Genomic DNA, 18,038 nt, shown 5'->3' with positions numbered 1-18,038 from the left:
CAGGGTTATTATAAGATATCGAACCAATCTCTGTCAATGTTTTTGACTTGGCAACCGTTTCAAATACGCCACGGCCTCGTTTAAAGAACGGACCGGGATCACTTTCATCGAATATCTCTTTGCTTTCACCGTCGCTTTGGCCAACTTTTCATTTTGGTCTGCAGGGGTTTTGTCTGCGGGGCAAAAAAAGAATTCCGCCCCTTTTTCAGCCGCCGCCGCGATTTTATACTCAATGCCCCCGATTTGGCCGACTTGCCCGTCGGGTGAAATGGTTCCGGTGCCCGCGATCCGGTAACCACGGGTCAAATCATCCGGCATCAACCGGTTTAACACCTCCAGGGAAAACATCAACCCCGCTGAAGGGCCTCCGATTTTTGCACTGTCAATCCGGACAGCAGGGTCGGTTTCAATTTCGGTTTTTAAAACGGGAACAATGCCGAGGCCGGCTTTTTCTTTTCCATTTGTTTCCGGCAGGGAAGTCAATCGGACCATGAGATCCCGGGGGGTTTGTTGGCGGATAACACGAACACGGACCGTCTCCCCGGCTTTTTTCCGGCTGAGATAACCGGTCAACTGTTCCACCGACCGGACGGGTTGATGATCGATTTGCGTAATCAGGTCCCCTTCCTCAAGCCCGACGGACCCGTTGATCAAACGCAAAACTTCGATTCCCCGCACCCGGACCGTGACCGGTTTCCCGGCATACCGGTAAGCGGCGATCACGGCATGATTTTGTGACATTTGCATGCTTTCCGCTTGCCTGCGTTCATAATCTTCGTCCGACTCGTCTTCGGCCAGCACTTTCTCTTCGGGAATCAAATCCACATTCCCGGACAGGAAACTGTACAGATAATCAACCAGGACCCCTTCCTTCATCGAGACCGTCGTCAGATAAAATTCCCCCTGCTCATCAGGCGGATGCCCCTTTATGTTCACCAACGGGCTCACATCTTCGGCCGATCCCGGCGAAATCGTGTAATACGGGATGGGAATCAGAAACAGGGCACCGATAACCGCCACCAGTCCGATGAAGGCAATGACACGGATCCGGTCCCGTTTAGTCCATGGATTCATTCAATGCTTTCTCTCCTTGCCAGCAATGGATTTGTTCTTTTAGTTTGTCGATTTGGGCTCTGGCTTCTTCTTCCCCCCGCCGGATGCATTCTTCCACTCTGGAAAACGATGTCACTTGGATGTCCCCCACATCCGGATGGATCAAAAAGTCGGCGGTTGACCGTTTTTGGCCAGTGATTTGTTTTTCCATGATAATTAAAGTTTGTGTAATTACATCGAAAATATTTCGGATCTCAGCTTGCGGCGCCCTCGGAATGACATCCACGGCAATCACGAAATCGGCCCCCAGTTTTCTCACCACCGAAACGGGCAGGCGGTCCGCCACCCCACCGTCGACCAGCACCTGATCTCCCCGGATCACCGGCTCAAAAATGCCCGGAATGGATATGCTGGCCCGAACCGCTTGGTCGACAGGCCCTTCGGTGAATACAACCGGTTCCCCTGTAACGAGATCGGTGGCCACAATCGCCGTCGGAATCTGCAATTCTTCCAATGTTTTATGATGTGCGAGCAGACGGATCAACGCTTTCACCTTTTCCCCCGGGACAAACCCCTTTCGCGGAACCGTAAAATCAAGCCAATATTTTCTTTTTAAGGAACAAGCAAGCTTTTCGCACAGGTTGAGGTCCAGACCGTTGGCCAACAAAACGGCCATGATGCTTCCCATGCTGCTCCCGGCCACACAGTCGACGGGAATACCCTCTTCTTTCAGGACTTTCAAAACGCCCAAATGGGCAAACCCCCTGGCCCCTCCCGAACTCAAAGCCAATCCGATTTTGGGTCTGGTCATCCCTTTCCCACCTTTCTTTCTCATCTGCATTTCCGAAACATTTGGACAAAGCGGTCTAATCCGCCACCCCGTTGCGTAGACATAGTATTGATGCAGCTACTGTGAGGAGAGAATGCATATGAATCCAGCCCTTCTCCGAAGTCAATTCAAAACCGTTTTGCTGGCATCCGTCGCTTTATTCATCGCGGTGATCCTGGTGATGTACCCGGAGCAAGCCGTTAAATCATCATTAAGAGGATTACATATTTGGTGGGATGTTGTTTTTCCTGCATTGTTGCCGTTTTTTATCACGGCGGAGATGATGATGGGCTTCGGAGTGGTCCATTTTCTCGGAGTATTGTTGGAACCTTTGATGCGCCCCATCTTCCGTGTTCCGGGCGCCGGTGCATTTGTCATGGCCGTGGGCTTGATTTCCGGGAACCCCATGGGCGCCAAACTGACCGCCCGTTTAAGGGAACAAAATCTGGTTTCCAAAGAAGAAGGGGAGCGTTTGATATCCTTTACCAGCACCGCCGGACCTTTGTTTATTTTCGGAGCGGTGGCTGTCGGTTTTTTTGAAAATAAATCCGTCGGCTTGATCCTGGCCGTTGCCCACTATATCAGCGCATTTATCGTCGGATTTTCCATGCGCTTTTATGAAAAACAAGCCACGCCGACCCCACCCCCCGGCATCAAAAAAGGGTTTATTTTGACCCGTGCCATGGCGGCCATGCACCGCGCCCGGATTCAAGACGGCCGGACACTGGGGCAACTCATCGGACAATCCGTCACATCTGCCATTCAAACCTTGCTTTTAATCGGCGGGTTTATCATGATGTTTTCCGTGTTGACCCATCTGATCAACTATGTGGGAGTCACGGCACCGCTACTAAAAGGCATCTCCAATCTGTTGACCTTTTTTTCATTTCCGCCGGAACTGTCCGAATCCATTTTAGCCGGATTGTTTGAAATTACCGTCGGTTCGCAAGTTGCCAGTTCCGTCGACCCGTCCGTCCCGATGCTTTATAAATTGGCCATTGTCAGCTTGATCATCGGGTGGAACGGCCTTTCCATCCATGCCCAAATCGCCAGCATGATCAGTCGGACAGACATCCGGTATTATCCTTATTTTGCCGCCAAAATCCTGCACGGGTTTCTGGCGGCGCTCATTACCATACTCATTTTTCCGTTTTTCAAGCATTCTCTGCAAAATGACACAACCATTCTATCCGTCTTTCACCCGGTCACTTCCCCGGGCGCGTTTTCCGTCTGGGGAATCTTGCAAGGTTTTGCGGCCACCGTCACCCTGATTTGGTTTTTGGCGCTGGTTTATCAGGAAACAAAAGCCGTCACCGAATCCTTCCGTTACAACAAAACCCGCTGATCCTGATTTCAGCGGGCAAAATTTTCACTGAATTTTTTTCGGAGCGCTTTTTCCACGGTCCCGGGAACCAAATCTTTGACATCCGCCCCGTATCGGGCCACTTCTTTGACCATCGACGAGCTGATAAAGGAATGTTCATTGCTTGTCATCAAAAAAAAGGTTTCAACCTTATCATTCAATTTTCGGTTGATGGAAGCAATCTGCAACTCATACTCAAAATCGGAAATCGCCCGAAGGCCGCGTAAGATGGCATGGGGATTTCTTTTTTTCAAGTAATCGACCAACAAGCCGTTAAAACTGTCCACTTCGACATTGGAAAGATGCCGGGTGGCCTCCCGGATCATTTCCGTTCTTTCTTCTACTGAAAATAATGGATCTTTCGAAGAATTAACCAAGACAGCCACGATAATTTTGTCAAACACTTTTTTTCCGCGCTCAATGATATCCAAATGGCCATACGTAATCGGGTCAAAACTCCCCGGATAGACTGCCACTTTCACTCGGCTCACCCCATTCGTATAAAGAAATCGATGTATCCCGGTAATTTAGCAAGCGATAACGTCGAAAAGCCCCAATTTCTTCCGGGGGAACACATTCCGCCTCGTGTTCGGCAACAATCAAGCCTTCCTCTTTTAACAACCCGTGCTTGGAAATCTTTTCAATCGTGGGAGCCAGTAAATTTTTTTTATAAGGAGGATCCAAGAAAATATAATCAAATTGCAAACGGCGCTTTTTTAAAAGCGGCAACGCCCGTTGGACGTCATTCCGGTAGACCTCCACGAAATCGCTTAATTTGGAAGCACCGGCATTCATCCGGATTACATCACAGCTTGTCCGTGAAGAATCGATGAAAACGGCTTTGTCCAATCCCCTGCTCAACGCTTCCAGCCCCAATGCGCCGGTACCCGCAAACAAATCCAGAGCCATGCCGCCGTCAAAAAAAGGACCGATCACTTGAAACAAGGATTCTTTGACACGATCTGCCGTCGGGCGAACATGCTTGCCGGGAACCATTTTCAAGCGGGTTCCTTTGGCTTTTCCAGCAATGATTCGCATCGTTTTTTACACCTGACTTTATGAATAGATTATGAATGCATTACGTTTCTTATCCTACCATAAAGAACCGGCAAAAGAAAATCTGTAAAAAACATTCAAAGAAGAGGTATGAACGCCGGAAAAATGGAAATCATAAAGGATGACAGCATCTGCTGCGATGCTGTCAACCGCGGAGAAGACTTACGTTTCCCCAATAAGCTCTTCCTCCGGTTTCTCCTCTCCCATTGAAGACTTACGCATGAGTGCGTAAGAAACATGGGGCTCGCTATTGAGGCGAGCCATTTTTTTTGCATGAAAACCATTCTATCTTTCTTCTTCAAAGTCTTTGCGTTCTGCCGGCTCATCGGCTTCCGGTTGCAGGAACAAATCCCCGAACAACCAGTCCTCTTCCCATTCATTGACGGCCACCGGAGCTTCTTCCGGCTTGGCATCATCCCAATTTTCCTCGACCTTCAGATTTTCAATCTTGTCAGAAGGGGCTTGCACCTTGCGAATCGCTTTTTTCTTTGCCCGGTTTCTTTTGGCCATCCTTCTCCTCCTTTCCACTCGGATTTCTCTATACGATATGACAACACCCCAACGTCCGTCTGATTGAATGGCCCATGCTTTTTTACAAATAACGGCGGATCATGTTGGCTTCAAACGGAGTGATGACCCCTTCCATCACCATCGCATCCACAAAACGGTTGGATAATTCATGCCAACGCGGCGAACGTTGCAAACGGTCGATTTCCCGGGGGGTGAAGATCTGCCAGGGCAATTCCCGGGCAAAAGCCCAAAGTCCCATCCTGCCGTAAGTTCTGCGAATTTGCTTGGACTGATTGATCAAGGATTTAATTTTTTTGGGAGAAACGGCATTTCTGCCGACTGTCCGGTTAATCTCCTCCGCCAGCTCCACATAAAAAGCGTCACGCTGATTCATAAAACACTCCTCCTGCCGTAATATCCACCACCTTTGCCCGTCGGCGGATCGGTTTCGAACAATATATCTTATGTCTTTCACAAGAAAAAGTTTGTGATAAAAAAACAAACCGGCCATCCATGACCGGTTTCAGACCCGTTTCAGTCAAAATTGACTTCTGTCAGGTTTTGTGCACACAGATATTCATATAAAGGTTTGGTTTCTTCCGAGGTCGCAAAATCATCGCGGCTGACATATTCCGCCGCATCGGCGCGGGCATATTCCAAAACGGTGAAATCCTGGTTTAAATCCGCCACTTTAAAATCTGGAAGCCCGCTTTGCTTCACTCCCAAAAAGTCGCCGGGCCCCCTCAGCATCAAATCGCGGCGGGAAATCTCAAATCCATCCGTGGTTTCGGTCATGATCCGCATCCGCTCATTGCCGGTTTCCGATTTGGGGTTGGCCACCAGAATACAGGTGGAAGCCCCGCCGCCCCGGCCCACACGGCCGCGCAACTGATGCAACTGAGCCAGTCCGAACCGGTCGGCATCATAAATCACCATGACGGTGGCATTGGGGACATTGACCCCGACTTCCACCACGGTGGTGGATACAAGAACCTGCACATCATTTTCGGCAAACAAACGCATCACTTCTTCTTTTTCCGCCGGCGGCATGCGCCCGTGCAACAATCCGACCCGAAGGGGTGCCAGCTCGGTCACAAGCTGTTCAAACACTTCTTGCGCATTTTCCAGGTCCAGTTTTTCTGATTCTTCGATCAGCGGGCAAATCACATAAGCTTGCCGTCCGCTTTGGCATTCTTTCCGGATAAAATTCACGATGCGCGGCCACAATTCTTTTTTCACCCAATATGTGTCGACCGGTTGCCGTCCTTTCGGCATTTCATCGATCGTGGACACATCCATTTCGCCAAACACCGTGATCGACAGCGTCCGTGGGATGGGCGTCGCCGTCATGTGCAACACATCCGGCACTTCCCCTTTTTCCCTGAACATCGCCCGCTGTTTCACCCCGAAACGGTGTTGCTCGTCGGTAATGACCAAGCCCAATTTCCGAAATTCCACCACTTCCTGAATCAAAGCGTGGGTTCCCACAACCACATCCGCCAGCCCCATCTTGATTTGACCCTGCGCCTCTCTTTTTTCCCGTGCCGTCATGCTTCCCGTCAGCGTGATTACATTTAACCCCCAAGGAGACAATAACCCCTGCAATGAAGAAGCATGTTGCTCTGCCAAAATTTCGGTGGGCACCATGATCGCCCCCTGATACCCGCTCAAATAATTGGCATACAACGCGATGGCGGCCACAACCGTTTTTCCGGAACCGACGTCCCCCTGCAGCAGGCGGTTCATCTGTACCGGTTCCCGGAGATCATTGAGAATTTCGCGCGTCACCCTTTGTTGGGCTCCGGTTAAGGGAAAGGACAATCCGTTGATGAATTGCTCCACTTTTTCATCCGGAAACGCATGCGCCAGCCCTTTCCCCTTCGTCCGGTGGATCCGTCGCAACCACATGATTTTTAATTCGTACAGGAACAGCTCTTCATAAACCATGCGCCGCCGTGCCTGTCTCCCTTCTTCTTTTCCTTTGGGAAAATGCAGATAATACATAGCGGTGGCCCGCGGAATCAACCGGTACTTGTTTCTTAATGCTTGCGGCAAAATTTCCCCGATCTCCCGGCCGTACGCTTGAAAGGCTGAATGAATCAGCTTGCGGAGCCAGTTTACCTTGATTTTTCCGCTGACGGAGTAAACCGGTTCAAACCGGCCGGCATATTTTTCGATTTCCGACGGACTGATCAAGGTGCGATCCGCCGTCAGTTGCATCCGGTTCCGGTCCCATTTTCCGGAGACGACAATCGTTTTGCCGGTTTGCAGTTTATTTTTTAAAAACGCCTGGTTAAACCAAACCACCTGGACGGGAATACCGTGAACCAGGAGTTTTAACGTCATTCTTGATTTTTTCTTTCCGTACCAACGGACACTGGGTTGCCCGTAGACTTGCCCTTCCACCGTGACCCGCTCTTCATGCCGGGCTTCAGACAAGTCACTCAAACGATAGTCTTCATATCGGTATGGGAAATAGGATAATAAATCAGCGATCGAATGGATCCCCAACTCGGCAAGGGCTTCTTTTTTCTGTTTCCCCACTCCGGGAAGAACTTCCACGGAAATCTCCTGCAGGTTCTTCATTTTCCGGAATTCCCGAAAACCCGCTGTTCCAATGCCCTTCCCGTCGGAGTGTCAGCAAGCCCTCCCAGAGCCGTTTCCTTCAAGGCGACCGGCATGGATTGGCCAATTTTGTACATGGCATCAATCACTTCGTCGGCAGGAATCACACTCTTCACCCCGGCCATCGCCATATCTGCCGCAACCAGCGCAATGGACGCCCCCATGGCATTCCGCTTCACACAAGGCGCTTCCACCAAACCGGCAACCGGATCGCAAACCAGCCCCAACATGTTTTTCAACGCAATGGCAACCGCTTCGGCCGACATCGAAGGGGTTCCCCCGGCCATCTCCACCACAGCGGCGGCGGCCATGGCGGTCGCTGAACCCACTTCCGCCTGACAACCCCCGGCGGCGCCCGAAATGCATGCATTATTGGCGATGCAAAATCCGATGGCCCCGGCTGTGAATAAAGCGCGAACCATCGTTTCCCGGTCCGATTGCAATTTGTCAGCCGCGGCATGAATGGCTCCGGGTAAAATTCCGCAAGCTCCGGCAGTCGGCGTTGCGACAATTGTTCCCATGGCGGCATTCACTTCGGACACGGCCGTGGCTTTTGAAACCGCATCCAAAACAGTGGTGCCGGATAAAAAAACACCTTTATCCCGGTATGCCCGGATTTTTTTCGCATCGCCGCCGGTAATGCCGCTGTGAGACCGGATTTCTTCCGTCAATCCCCGTTCGATCGCTTCTGTCATCACATCCAGATTTTTACCCATTTCCTCCATAATCTCCGCCCGCGGACGATTCATCACTTCTTCCTCATGCCGGATCATCACTTCAGAGATCGGGATTTTCATGGTTTGAGCCACTTCTGTCAATTCTCTCACGGTACGAAAACGCATCAACAAAACCCCCTTTTCACAGAAAACCGCCGTCATCTGTGAAGAAACGGCGGTGGTGAAACTATAAAACCGTTACAGCGTGGATATCCTCCAAGTCGCGAATTTTTGCTTGCACCTTTTCGTCCACCGGTTGATCCGTCTCGATGGACATCAGTGCCTGTAAACCTTTTTCCTTACGCGACACCTGCATAAAGGCAATGTTAATTTTATGCTCGGCAAGGACACCGGCAACACGCGCGACCGCTCCGTATTTGTCTTGATGCAATACGAACAAGACCGGCCCGTTCCCTGACAAACGCAGTTCAAAGCCATTTAACTCCACAATTTCCATTTTTCCTCCACCGATGGACACCCCGACGATTTCCAGACTTCCCGCTTCGTCCTCCAGCCGGATCCGGGCCGTGTTGGGATGGTCCGTGATTTCATCGGATTCATGAAAGCGGATCTCGATGCCTTCTTGTTCGGCGATTTCCAGCGCATGCACCATCCGCTTGTCAAAAGTGTCAAAATCGAGCAATCCGCCGGCCAAGGCGACATCTGTCCCGTGGCCGCGGTAAGTTTTGGCAAAGGAGCCGTACAATGTAATCTCTGCACGGCTCGGTTTCCGTCCGAAAATGGTCCGTGCCGCTCTGCCGATACGGGCTGCACCTGCCGTATGGGAACTGGACGGCCCGATCATCACCGGGCCGATAATATCAAAAACCGTCCGATATTTCATAAGCTCCACCTCTTCAGACTGCTTTTCCGGCTCACAGCCGGTCCAAGGGCACAATGATGCAGCCGATGGTTCCGGGCCCGGCATGCGTTCCCACGGCAGGCCCGATATCCACCACATGTTGTTCCCGGATGTCAAACAGTTCCTGAGCCCGTGCCATCCATTGTTCTGCTTGTTCTCTTTTGGCTGCATGGATCACCGCCAAGGCAACGGGACGGCCCGACGCTTCCTTTTTCAAGCCGTCAAACACTTTTTGGACGGCCTTTTTATTTCCCCGCGCCTTATCAACGGCTTCCACTTCTCCGTCATCATTGATGGAAATGATCGGCTTGATGTTTAACAGGGTGCCGACCAAGGCAGCCGCTTTTCCGATCCGGCCGCCTTTTTGCAAATATTCCAGGGTATCGACCAAAGCAAGCAACCTTTGTTCCTGCCGGATCTTCATCGCCATGGACAACAGTTCCGAAAGCGGCTTGCCTTCTTTGGCGGCACGTGCCACCAGAACGACGATCACTCCCAAACAAAAGGTGACCGTTTTGGTGTCAACCACTTCAATTTTGACATCGGGATATTCTTCTTCCACCATGGATTTTGCCAGCAAAGCAGATTGATAAGTCCCGCTCATTCTCGATGAAATATGAAAAGATATGATTTCTTTGGCCCCGTTAAAAACGGCTCGTTTAAACGCGCTGACAATATCCAGCGGAGAAGGTTGTGAAGTGGTCGGCAATTGATCCGTCCGGCTCATTTTCAGATAAAACTCATCCGGAGTGATGTTGATTCCGTCCTGATAAGATTCCCCATCCAAATGCACATTGATCGGGATGACCGTGATGCCCAGTTCTTTTGCAAGCGACTTGGGAATATCTGCCGTACTGTCTGTAATGATTTTAACGTTCCCCATTTGATCCTCCCCTTACTCAACCGCAAACAAGTAGTAATAGACCGGCTGACCACCGTCATACAGTTCGATTTCCACATCGGGATATTGTTCTTCCAAGTCTTGCACCAGGTCTTGTGCCTCAGCTTCTTCCAATGCTTCCCCGTAGAAGACCGTCACAATGTCCGTGTCCTCATCAATCATGTCGGCCAATAAAGCCAGGGACGCTTGCTTTAAGTCCTCGTCGACGACTTCGATTTTGCCTTCCAGGATGCCAAGGTAATTTCCTTGCTCAATCTGATGCCCATCCACTTGGGAATCGCGTACAGCCACGGTGATTTCGCCTGATTTCACTTCTTGGAAAGCTTCCGTCATGTTCTCCTTGTTTTCTTCAGGCGAAACGGTTGCATCAAAAGACAACAACGCTGCCATTCCTTGCGGAATCGTGCGTGTCGGCAAAACATGCACCGGCTGGTCCACCACTTCTCCCACTTGTTCTGCGGTTAAAATAATATTTTTATTATTCGGGAGGATAATTACATGCTCTGCATGGAGTTGTTCCACGGCACGAACCAGATCCTCCGTGCTCGGATTCATTGTTTGACCGCCTTCAATCACCACATCCGCGCCCATCGAACGGAAAATGTCCGCAATTCCTTTCCCGGACGCGACGGCCACAATGCCGTATGGGTTCTTTTCAGCCGGCTTTTCTTCCGTTTTGGTCTTGGGTGCCGGTGTTTTGTTGACCACATCGTCATATTGCTCGCGCATATTTTCAATTTTGATTTTTTTCAGGTCGCCGAATTTCATTGCAAAGTTCAGCACGTCTCCGGGATATTCGGCGTGAATGTGGACTTTCACCAGCTCATCATCGGAGACGACCAGGATGGAATCCCCGAATTGCCCCAATGCCCGGCGGAATTCCGCCTCTTCAAAGGATTCGGTTTCCCGGCGGTCCGTCATCAGGTTAATCATAAATTCGGTGCAATATCCGAACTGAATGTCCGCCGGATCCAATTTGGACTGCGCAGACTCATGAGCCAGATCCGAAATGGACGACAAATCATCCGGGAGGGCTTCGGAAGCATCGTCCTCTTCCCCTCTCAGGGCGGCAAGCATTCCTTCATAAATATAAACCAGGCCTTGTCCGCCGGCATCCACCACCCCGGCTTGCTTTAACACGGGTAAGAACTCCGGGGTCTTTGATAACGCTTTTTTTGCTTCGGTTAAAACGGTATTCATCACAACGGCCGGATCATCGGTGGCAAGTGCCTGTTTCTTTCCGGCCTCTGCCGCTTCGCGTGCCACGGTCAGAATGGTTCCTTCCACCGGCTTGATCACTGCTTTGTAAGCCGTATCGACCCCTTGCTGAAAGGCATCGGCCAGCTGGTGAGACGAAATAAACACCTTATCCGCCACTGCTTTGGAAAAACCACGAAATAACTGGGAAAGAATGACGCCGGAGTTTCCTCGTGCTCCCATTAACAAACCTTTTGCGAGCGCTTGCGCCAATTCCCCCACGGTCCCGGCGGTTGCAGAAGCTTTTTCCATCTCTTTGACACCGGAACTGATGGTTAAGCTCATGTTGGTTCCCGTATCACCGTCCGGCACGGGGAAAACGTTTAAAGCATTCACTTTTTCCGCGTTTTTGTTGAGTGTCTTGGCACCCGCCCGCATCATCTGTAAAAACTGTGATGTATGGATTTGTTGCTTTGTCACAATGCTCCTCCTTACTCTTCATTCACCAGTCGAACACCTTGCACAAAGATGTTCACTTTATTAACTTTGACTCCAATAATTTCACTGAGCGTGTATTTCACTTTTGACTGCACATTACTCGCCACTTCCGAAATTTTGGTGCCGTAGCCGACAATGATGTACAGATCGATCACAATTTCGCCGTTTTCTTCTCGGACTTCAATTCCCTTGCTCAAGTTCTCTTTTCGCAATAATTCCGTAATCCCGTCTTTCAATTGACTGCGTGATGCCATGCCGACCAATCCGTAACAATCCATTGCCGCGATCCCGGCAACCGTGGCAATCACATCATTGGTCACTTCAATCTGTCCAAGTTGTGTGGCTATTTCAACGCTCATTTTGATTCCTCCCAAGTGAGGTTCTTATTCCAGCTAGGTCAATTGTACAATATTAACATAACGAATAAAAGAGCAATAATATTCATCATACTGAACCTGTCAACTCCTTGCAAGCAGCGGGGAGGTATGCTAAAATGACCAGGTGTTTAGTCCATAAAGTTACCGGATGGTAACGTTTCATCGGTTGGAACGAGTGAGAAACAGGAGGTGTCAACATGGCTCGTCGTTGTTTTGTAACGGGAAAACAAGGGCATGCTGGAAATAAAGTAAGCCATTCGAACCGCAAAACGCGGAGAAAATGGGGCGCCAATGTCCAAAAAGTCCGCATTCTTGTCGACGGAAAACCAAAGCGCGTGTATGTAAGCACCCGCGCACTGAAATCCGGCAAGGTTACCCGTGTATAATGCCAGGAAAAAAGCACCGTGAAGAGGTGCTTTTTTTGTGGTTTCTTTTTTATTGCGGATCCTTTTTAAAAGCAGCCAGGATCGCTTTCACCACCCCGCCCAAAAACTTCGGCAATTTAAACGTGTAAAATTTCACCAGGATCACCCCTTATTTCAACAATTCACCAGGATCGACAAAAGGAAGAAGACCCTATTTTTCAACTTATTTATATTCTATAAATGAGAATGTGTACCTAGAACACCCGGAAAAATCCTGAAAGACGAGCCCGAATTTTTCTTCCCGAAACAAGAAAAACCTGCGGAACACCGCAGGTTTTGTTATTCCCGGCTTTCGATCACCAAACAAATTCCTTCTTCAACCGAAACAAAAGCCGGCACTTTCACCAACTCATTGCTGATTCCCCGGGTTCCTCCCCGGTACAACGTTTCCTTTTTGAGCGGATATTTCAATCCGTCCGTCTCGATCCCGGTCACTTTCCGCGAAACCGGAAGCAACGAAACATATTGAAACTCTTTGGAGTCAAACTTCATTTTTCCCGGTCCTGAAAGCAAGCGCAACCGGTTTGCAGGATGAAGCATGGTCGCATTTTTGCCCTCTTCCTTTAACCATTCCAACAAGCCGATGTTGGCCAGCATATGGTCCGCCCGGTCTCCGCCCAGCGCTCCCAGGATCAAAATTTCATCCGGTTTTTGCCGCGTGGCACAGAGGAGGGCAAAATGCAAGTCGGTCACTTCTTTTTCGGCAGGAAGCGGGATGACCCGCACTCCCTTTTGTTTTAACGTTTCAATATAGTCAATGCCTGTGGTGTCAAAATCCCCCACGGCAATATCCGGAACCAATCCGTGCGCTTCCAGGCTCACCGCCCCGGCATCCGCCGTAATAATCAAATCCGTTTCCGGTCGAATGAGTTCCGCCTCAAAACGGGAGAAATCACCGCCGGCAATCACAACCACCCTGTTTTTGTCCAATCTTCTCACCATCTATCCCTGTCTTCTGATCAGTTGCGGCGCCGACCGGCAAATTCCCGCCATGATGAGGAAGGTCAGGATCACTTCCGGCAAAATGTAGGACAAGTTATACACCAGCGAATACAGATAGACGGATTGGCCGGCGGGAGTGAATGCTTTGAAAAAAATAACCCCGGACAGGAAATGGGCCGTCAGCCGCAATCCGCCGGACAAGAGAAGCCCCAAAGACAGGAAGAGCAATGGCTTTTTCGTATCTTCACCAATCCGGATCCATCCGGCAACCCCCAAGGCCCCGAAAGCAAGCGGATAGTCCAGAACAGCCTGAGCCGGATGAATCACCGTGCCTCCCAATATCCACAGCAACAGCCCGGTGATTCCGCCGCAAAGGACCCCTGCTTTGGCCCCGCGACGCAAAGCCACTGCCGCAATCGGAACCATGGAAAAGGTCACCGAACCGCCGTTGGGCCATAAATGAAACGGAATCATCAGCTTATGAAGTACCACGGCGATTGCAGCCATCATTGCGATTTCTATCATAGTGACCAGTTTTTTGCCCGCCATTTTCTCCACCTTTTTGTTTATTTTTCAGCCGCCTGCCGGATGGCTTTGATCGCTTCCGCCCGCTTCTTCTGGCCGAAGATCGCCGAACCGGCCACCAACACATTGGCTCCGTACTCCACCGCCAAGCGGGCCGTTTCCGGCTGAATGCCGCCATCCACTTCGATATCCACATGCATCCGTCCCTGCTCGTCCAACATTTGCCGGACCTCCCGGATTTTCGGCAACACATTTTGAATAAACCGTTGTCCGCCGAACCCCGGATTTACCGTCATCAACAAAACGAGATCCACTTCCGGCAAAATCGGTTCCAGCATTTGCACGGGCGTTGCCGGATTAATCACCACGCCGGCCTTCACGCCCCGTTCTTTCACATAAGAAACCGTCCGGTGCAAATGCGGACAGGTCTCTTGATGAACGGAGATCAAATCGGCCCCGGCTTTGACAAAATCGTCAATATACCGGTCAGGCTCTTCAATCATTAAATGAACATCCAAGGGTAATCCGGTATGGGGACGGATTGCTTCGACAACCAGCGGCCCCATCGTGATATTCGGTACAAAATGCCCATCCATCACATCCACATGGATCCAGTCGGCTCCGCCTTTTTCCACTTCCTGAATCTCCTTTTTCAAATTGGCAAAGTCCGCGGACAATATCGAGGGAGCAATCTTAATCATCAGGTATATCTCCTTTCCAACGCCTCTTTAATCTCTGTCAAAAACTGTGTGTAGTGCTGATACCGCTTTTCGTCCATCTCTCCCTGACGGAGCGCCTCTTTGACCGCACAATCCGGTTCATTGATGTGCAGGCAACCACGAAACCGGCATTCCGGAGCGCGCCGGCGGATCTCCGGAAAACAATCCCCCAGCTCAACCGGTTCCATGCCTTTGAAATGGAGTTGGCTAAAACCGGGCGTATCCGCCACTTGTCCTCCTTCCGGCAAAATAAGCAGCTCCACTTGCCGGGTGGTATGGCGCCCACGCCCGATTTTGTCACTCACCTTCCCGGTTTCAAGCTTTTGCCCGGGCAGCAATTCATTTAACAGAGAACTCTTTCCGACACCGGATTGACCGGCGAAAACGGAGACTTTTCCTTTGAGATGTCGTTTCAGTTCATCGATTCCTTCTCCGGTTTTGATGCTCGTCTCAATAACGGGATAACCTGCCGGTTCATAGACCGACCGGATTTTTTCAATTTCCTGTTCATTTTTGACCAAGTCTTTTTTGGTCAAAACAATAACCATCTCCAAACCCTCGCGTTCCCCGTGAACCAGGAAACGGTCCAGCGGCATGGGCTGAAAACGGGGACGTTTGAGGGAACCCACCACAATCGCTTGATCCACGTTGGCAATCGGCGGACGGATTAATTCAGAAGAACGGGGTTGAACGGAGGTCACCACGCCTTCGTCCAACCCCGTTTGTTCGATTTCCACCAAATCGCCAACCAGCGGAGTCAGCTTTTTCTTTTCAAATTTAAAAACACCACGCGCCCGGCATTGAATCACTTTCCCTTCATCCGTGCGCACGTAGTAAAACCCGCTGATTGCTTTTACGATTTGACCAAAGGGCATCGGAGACCTCCTTTAGTTGATTAGTGTTTCGGGAAACAACCAGACCCTTTAACTTTCGGTGTATTGAGATATACCTCGACGGTTTCGCCTTCCTTAATGGTAGTACCTGGTGCAGGTTTTTGTTTAAAAACTGTGTTTTCCGGACCAGTACCATTTGAACACCAAAAGGCTTGAATTTTATATCCATTATCATGGGTCGGCAGATTGGATTCAAACTCGCCCCTGTAATCTTTTACCATGACCCCGTCAATTCCGACTTTGAGTTTAATTTTTGTATCCGATGAAAATTCTGTTCCCGGTTTCGGGGATTGTTCCACCACTTTTCCCGGATCTCCCTCGACATAGCTGATTTCCGGTTTTCCCAAACCGTGGCTCTCTGCAAACTTCACGGCATCTTCTTCCGTTGCAAAGGTTGGAATCACATTTTCCTGCGCTTGTTGCTGTTCAGAATCACTTCCATCCCCGGTAAACAGTCCCCAAACGGTGGTAAAGCCCCAGATGCTCAACATGACGATGACTGCAATGGTAAAGAGGCCAAACAACAGCTTTTGCCACCAAGGCAATTTGGCTTGCACATTTTCAAGCCAGACAACCGTTCGTTGCAGGACCGTTTTTTCTTTGTCACCGGAAACATTTTTCAGCCGCTCCAGATTGGTCAGCGTGCGCTCCCCGAGCCCTTGCGTTTGTCCCTTTTGCGGGGACGGTTCTTTTTTGCCGGAGCGAATCTCCGGACGCTGTACCGGCGACTCATATTGTTCGTCATTGTTCGACGATTCTTCATTCAACGGAATCGTCTGGAACATTTCCTGTCCTTGATTCCGTTGGTGATTCACCCAATTGGCTTCCATATGAGGCGTCAATTGGACCGCATACTGGATGCTTTTCATCATGTCCCGGGCCGATTCGAACCGGTCTTCCGGATTTTTGCTCAAGGCCTTCATGACGATTTCCGCAACATTATCCGGAATATTCGAGTTATATTTCCGGGGATCTTCAGGTGTTTCCTGTAAATGTTTCAATGCAATGCTGATGGCTGAATCCCCGTCAAACGGAATTCTTCCGGTTAACATCTCATACAATACAATTCCCAACGAATATAAATCCGATTTCTCGCCAATCACTCCGCCCCGGGCTTGTTCCGGTGAAAAGTAATGAACCGACCCCATCACTGATCCTTGTTGGGTAATCGTGGATGAGCTGGCGGCACGGGCAATTCCGAAGTCTGTCACTTTGGCGCGCCCGTTGGGACCGAGCAAAATATTGTGGGGCTTGATGTCCCGGTGCACAATCTGATTCTCGTGGGCATGGGCCAATCCGTCACAAATCTGAACGGCAATCGTCGCCGCTTCCTGAACGGGCAGGGGACCGCGCTCCTGAATGTACTGCTTCAAGGTCGGACCTTCCACCAATTCCATCACAATGTAATGCGTAAAGTGATCGCGCCCCACATCATAAACATTGACAATATTGGGGTGAGACAAACTTGCAGCAGCCTGGGCTTCCCGGCTGAATCGACGTATAAATTCCGAATCATTACTGAGGGATTCACTCAGGACCTTGATGGCGACATATCTGTTTAAAAGCACATCTTTTGCTTTATATACAACGGCCATCCCTCCGCCGCCGACGCGGCTGACGATTTCGTAACGTCCCCCCAGCTTCTTCCCTTCCATCTGCATGGTCACCTCGTTCCTCCTTGCACCCGATTAAGATGTCGCTGACCTTCCTGTATGCCTTAGTAAGATAAGGGAAATATTATCTGTTCCGCCGGCGTCCAACGCCATTTTTATCAGCTGATCCGCTTTCTCATCCAAGGACATGGTTTTGGAAGATAAAACAAGCCCGATTTCCCTCTCGCTAACCATTGTAGTCAGTCCGTCTGAGCATAGGAGCAACGTGTCTCCCTGACTCCATGGTGTATTGATCAAATCCACTTCCACTTCTTCACTTGTTCCGACTGCCCGGACGATCATATTGCGTTGCGGATGATTTGCCGCTTCTTCTTCAGTGATTTGCCCATGTTTTTTCAAAAGATTGACATAGGAATGATCTTCGGTCAATTGATAGAGTCCGCCATTATGCAGCATATATGCCCGGCTGTCTCCCACATGGGCCAAGACAACTTCTTTGGTGTCTACAATGGATGCGATCACCGTTGTACCCATCCCTTTATATTGGTTATTCTCAGCTGCCATATTATATACGGTTTCATTCGCTTTCCCTACTGCATGAAGAAGTAAGTCACTTTTTTCATCCGTAGATATATCCAAGGGTTGGGCTGAGACCACCTGTTCAATGGTTTCCACGGTCTTGCTGCTGGCTACGTCTCCAGCCTGATGCCCGCCCATTCCATCCGCAACAATGGCAATCACAGCCCCGGATTTGGTCACAATCAGACCTGTGCTGTCTTCGTTCAGATCACGCACACGTCCGATGTCTGTGCGCCGAGCTAGCTCCATTCCGGTTACCCCTTTCCCTTTCAGTTTCCCTTGGTTGAAATGCAATATAGAGGAAATGACGTTTCTCAACCTTCGCGTTTTCCTCGGGAATCGATTGCATGCCGCC

General features: G+C 50.2%; 21 protein-coding genes. 2 read left to right on the top strand and 19 right to left on the bottom strand.

Features of this window, described 5'->3' with window-relative positions:
- Positions 1-33: 33 nt before the first annotated feature.
- Both H1R82_RS05475 and H1R82_RS05470 read right to left on the bottom strand, forming a co-directional pair.
- Positions 34-1,074 (bottom strand): SepM family pheromone-processing serine protease, encoded by a 1,041-nt coding sequence (locus H1R82_RS05475; protein WP_181730770.1) that lies wholly within the window; start codon positions 1,072-1,074, stop codon positions 34-36.
- Positions 1,058-1,864, bottom strand: coding sequence for a patatin-like phospholipase family protein (locus H1R82_RS05470; protein WP_181730771.1), 807 nt, complete (start codon positions 1,862-1,864; stop codon positions 1,058-1,060). The genes H1R82_RS05475 and H1R82_RS05470 overlap by 17 nt, the downstream gene beginning before the upstream one ends.
- A gap of 118 nt (positions 1,865-1,982) precedes the next feature.
- Here H1R82_RS05470 and spoVV point away from each other — a divergent pair, with 118 nt between their 5' ends.
- Positions 1,983-3,227 (top strand): dipicolinic acid transporter SpoVV, encoded by a 1,245-nt coding sequence (gene spoVV / locus H1R82_RS05465; protein WP_181730772.1) that lies wholly within the window; start codon positions 1,983-1,985, stop codon positions 3,225-3,227.
- 8 nt (positions 3,228-3,235) lie between these two features.
- Here the strand turns inward: spoVV and coaD are convergent, their stop codons facing one another.
- The 10 genes from coaD to H1R82_RS05415 all read right to left on the bottom strand — a co-directional run bounded on the left by coaD (position 3,236) and on the right by H1R82_RS05415 (position 11,969).
- Positions 3,236-3,727, bottom strand: coding sequence for a pantetheine-phosphate adenylyltransferase (gene coaD, locus H1R82_RS05460; protein ID WP_181730773.1), 492 nt, complete (start codon positions 3,725-3,727; stop codon positions 3,236-3,238).
- Positions 3,696-4,283: a 16S rRNA (guanine(966)-N(2))-methyltransferase RsmD gene (gene rsmD, locus H1R82_RS05455; protein WP_181730774.1), complete on the bottom strand. Its 588-nt coding sequence runs from the start codon at positions 4,281-4,283 to the stop codon at positions 3,696-3,698. The genes coaD and rsmD overlap by 32 nt, the downstream gene beginning before the upstream one ends.
- Positions 4,284-4,586: 303 nt before the next feature.
- Entirely contained in the window at positions 4,587-4,811 is a 225-nt protein-coding gene (locus H1R82_RS05450; protein WP_181730775.1) for a hypothetical protein, read from the bottom strand.
- An 82-nt stretch (positions 4,812-4,893) separates the two neighbouring features.
- Positions 4,894-5,205, bottom strand: coding sequence for a hypothetical protein (locus H1R82_RS05445; RefSeq protein ID WP_181730776.1), 312 nt, complete (start codon positions 5,203-5,205; stop codon positions 4,894-4,896).
- A gap of 140 nt (positions 5,206-5,345) precedes the next feature.
- On the bottom strand, positions 5,346-7,397 hold the full coding sequence (recG, locus tag H1R82_RS05440; protein ID WP_181730777.1) for an ATP-dependent DNA helicase RecG: 2,052 nt from the start codon (positions 7,395-7,397) through the stop codon (positions 5,346-5,348).
- The gene (sdaAA, locus tag H1R82_RS05435; protein WP_181730778.1) at positions 7,394-8,278 is read right to left on the bottom strand and encodes an L-serine ammonia-lyase, iron-sulfur-dependent, subunit alpha; all 885 of its coding nucleotides are present in this window, start codon (positions 8,276-8,278) and stop codon (positions 7,394-7,396) included. The genes recG and sdaAA overlap by 4 nt, the downstream gene beginning before the upstream one ends.
- A gap of 61 nt (positions 8,279-8,339) precedes the next feature.
- Positions 8,340-8,996, bottom strand: coding sequence for an L-serine ammonia-lyase, iron-sulfur-dependent subunit beta (gene sdaAB, locus H1R82_RS05430; protein ID WP_181730779.1), 657 nt, complete (start codon positions 8,994-8,996; stop codon positions 8,340-8,342).
- Between the two features lie 31 nt (positions 8,997-9,027).
- Positions 9,028-9,897 carry a DegV family protein gene (fakB, locus tag H1R82_RS05425; protein ID WP_181730780.1) on the bottom strand — a complete coding sequence of 290 codons (870 nt, stop codon included), beginning with the start codon at positions 9,895-9,897 and terminating at the stop codon, positions 9,028-9,030.
- A gap of 12 nt (positions 9,898-9,909) precedes the next feature.
- Complete coding sequence (gene fakA / locus H1R82_RS05420) at positions 9,910-11,592, bottom strand: DAK2 domain-containing protein (protein WP_181730781.1); 1,683 nt, start codon at positions 11,590-11,592, stop codon at positions 9,910-9,912.
- Positions 11,593-11,603: 11 nt separating this feature from the next.
- A complete protein-coding gene (locus tag H1R82_RS05415) occupies positions 11,604-11,969 on the bottom strand; it encodes an Asp23/Gls24 family envelope stress response protein (RefSeq protein WP_181730782.1) in 366 nt (121 codons plus the stop codon).
- 215 nt (positions 11,970-12,184) lie between these two features.
- On the opposite strand from H1R82_RS05415, the gene rpmB reads away from it, so the two are divergent.
- The gene (rpmB, locus tag H1R82_RS05410) at positions 12,185-12,373 is read left to right on the top strand and encodes a 50S ribosomal protein L28 (protein WP_181730783.1); all 189 of its coding nucleotides are present in this window, start codon (positions 12,185-12,187) and stop codon (positions 12,371-12,373) included.
- A gap of 49 nt (positions 12,374-12,422) precedes the next feature.
- Here the strand turns inward: rpmB and spoVM are convergent, their stop codons facing one another.
- The 7 genes from spoVM to H1R82_RS05375 form a co-directional block, all read right to left on the bottom strand.
- Positions 12,423-12,509: a stage V sporulation protein SpoVM gene (spoVM, locus tag H1R82_RS05405; protein WP_181731202.1), complete on the bottom strand. Its 87-nt coding sequence runs from the start codon at positions 12,507-12,509 to the stop codon at positions 12,423-12,425.
- Positions 12,510-12,691: 182 nt separating this feature from the next.
- Positions 12,692-13,354, bottom strand: coding sequence for a thiamine diphosphokinase (locus tag H1R82_RS05400; RefSeq protein WP_181730784.1), 663 nt, complete (start codon positions 13,352-13,354; stop codon positions 12,692-12,694).
- Positions 13,355-13,903 carry an energy-coupled thiamine transporter ThiT gene (gene thiT / locus H1R82_RS05395; protein ID WP_181730785.1) on the bottom strand — a complete coding sequence of 183 codons (549 nt, stop codon included), beginning with the start codon at positions 13,901-13,903 and terminating at the stop codon, positions 13,355-13,357.
- 17 nt (positions 13,904-13,920) lie between these two features.
- The gene (gene rpe / locus H1R82_RS05390) at positions 13,921-14,580 is read right to left on the bottom strand and encodes a ribulose-phosphate 3-epimerase (protein WP_181730786.1); all 660 of its coding nucleotides are present in this window, start codon (positions 14,578-14,580) and stop codon (positions 13,921-13,923) included.
- Positions 14,580-15,473, bottom strand: a complete 894-nt coding sequence (gene rsgA / locus H1R82_RS05385; protein ID WP_181730787.1) for a ribosome small subunit-dependent GTPase A — start codon at positions 15,471-15,473, stop codon at positions 14,580-14,582. The genes rpe and rsgA overlap by 1 nt, the downstream gene beginning before the upstream one ends.
- 20 nt (positions 15,474-15,493) lie before the next feature.
- Entirely contained in the window at positions 15,494-17,146 is a 1,653-nt protein-coding gene (pknB, locus tag H1R82_RS05380) for a Stk1 family PASTA domain-containing Ser/Thr kinase (protein ID WP_232333862.1), read from the bottom strand.
- 33 nt (positions 17,147-17,179) lie between these two features.
- Entirely contained in the window at positions 17,180-17,932 is a 753-nt protein-coding gene (locus tag H1R82_RS05375; protein ID WP_121874256.1) for a Stp1/IreP family PP2C-type Ser/Thr phosphatase, read from the bottom strand.
- Positions 17,933-18,038 lie beyond the last annotated feature (106 nt).

This window comes from Thermoactinomyces intermedius, assembly GCF_013912365.1.
Taxonomy (GTDB): domain Bacteria; phylum Bacillota; class Bacilli; order Thermoactinomycetales; family Thermoactinomycetaceae; genus Thermoactinomyces; species Thermoactinomyces intermedius.
The sequence above is the reverse complement of the archived record's forward strand: the minus strand, read 5'-3'. Positions and strand labels throughout refer to the sequence as shown.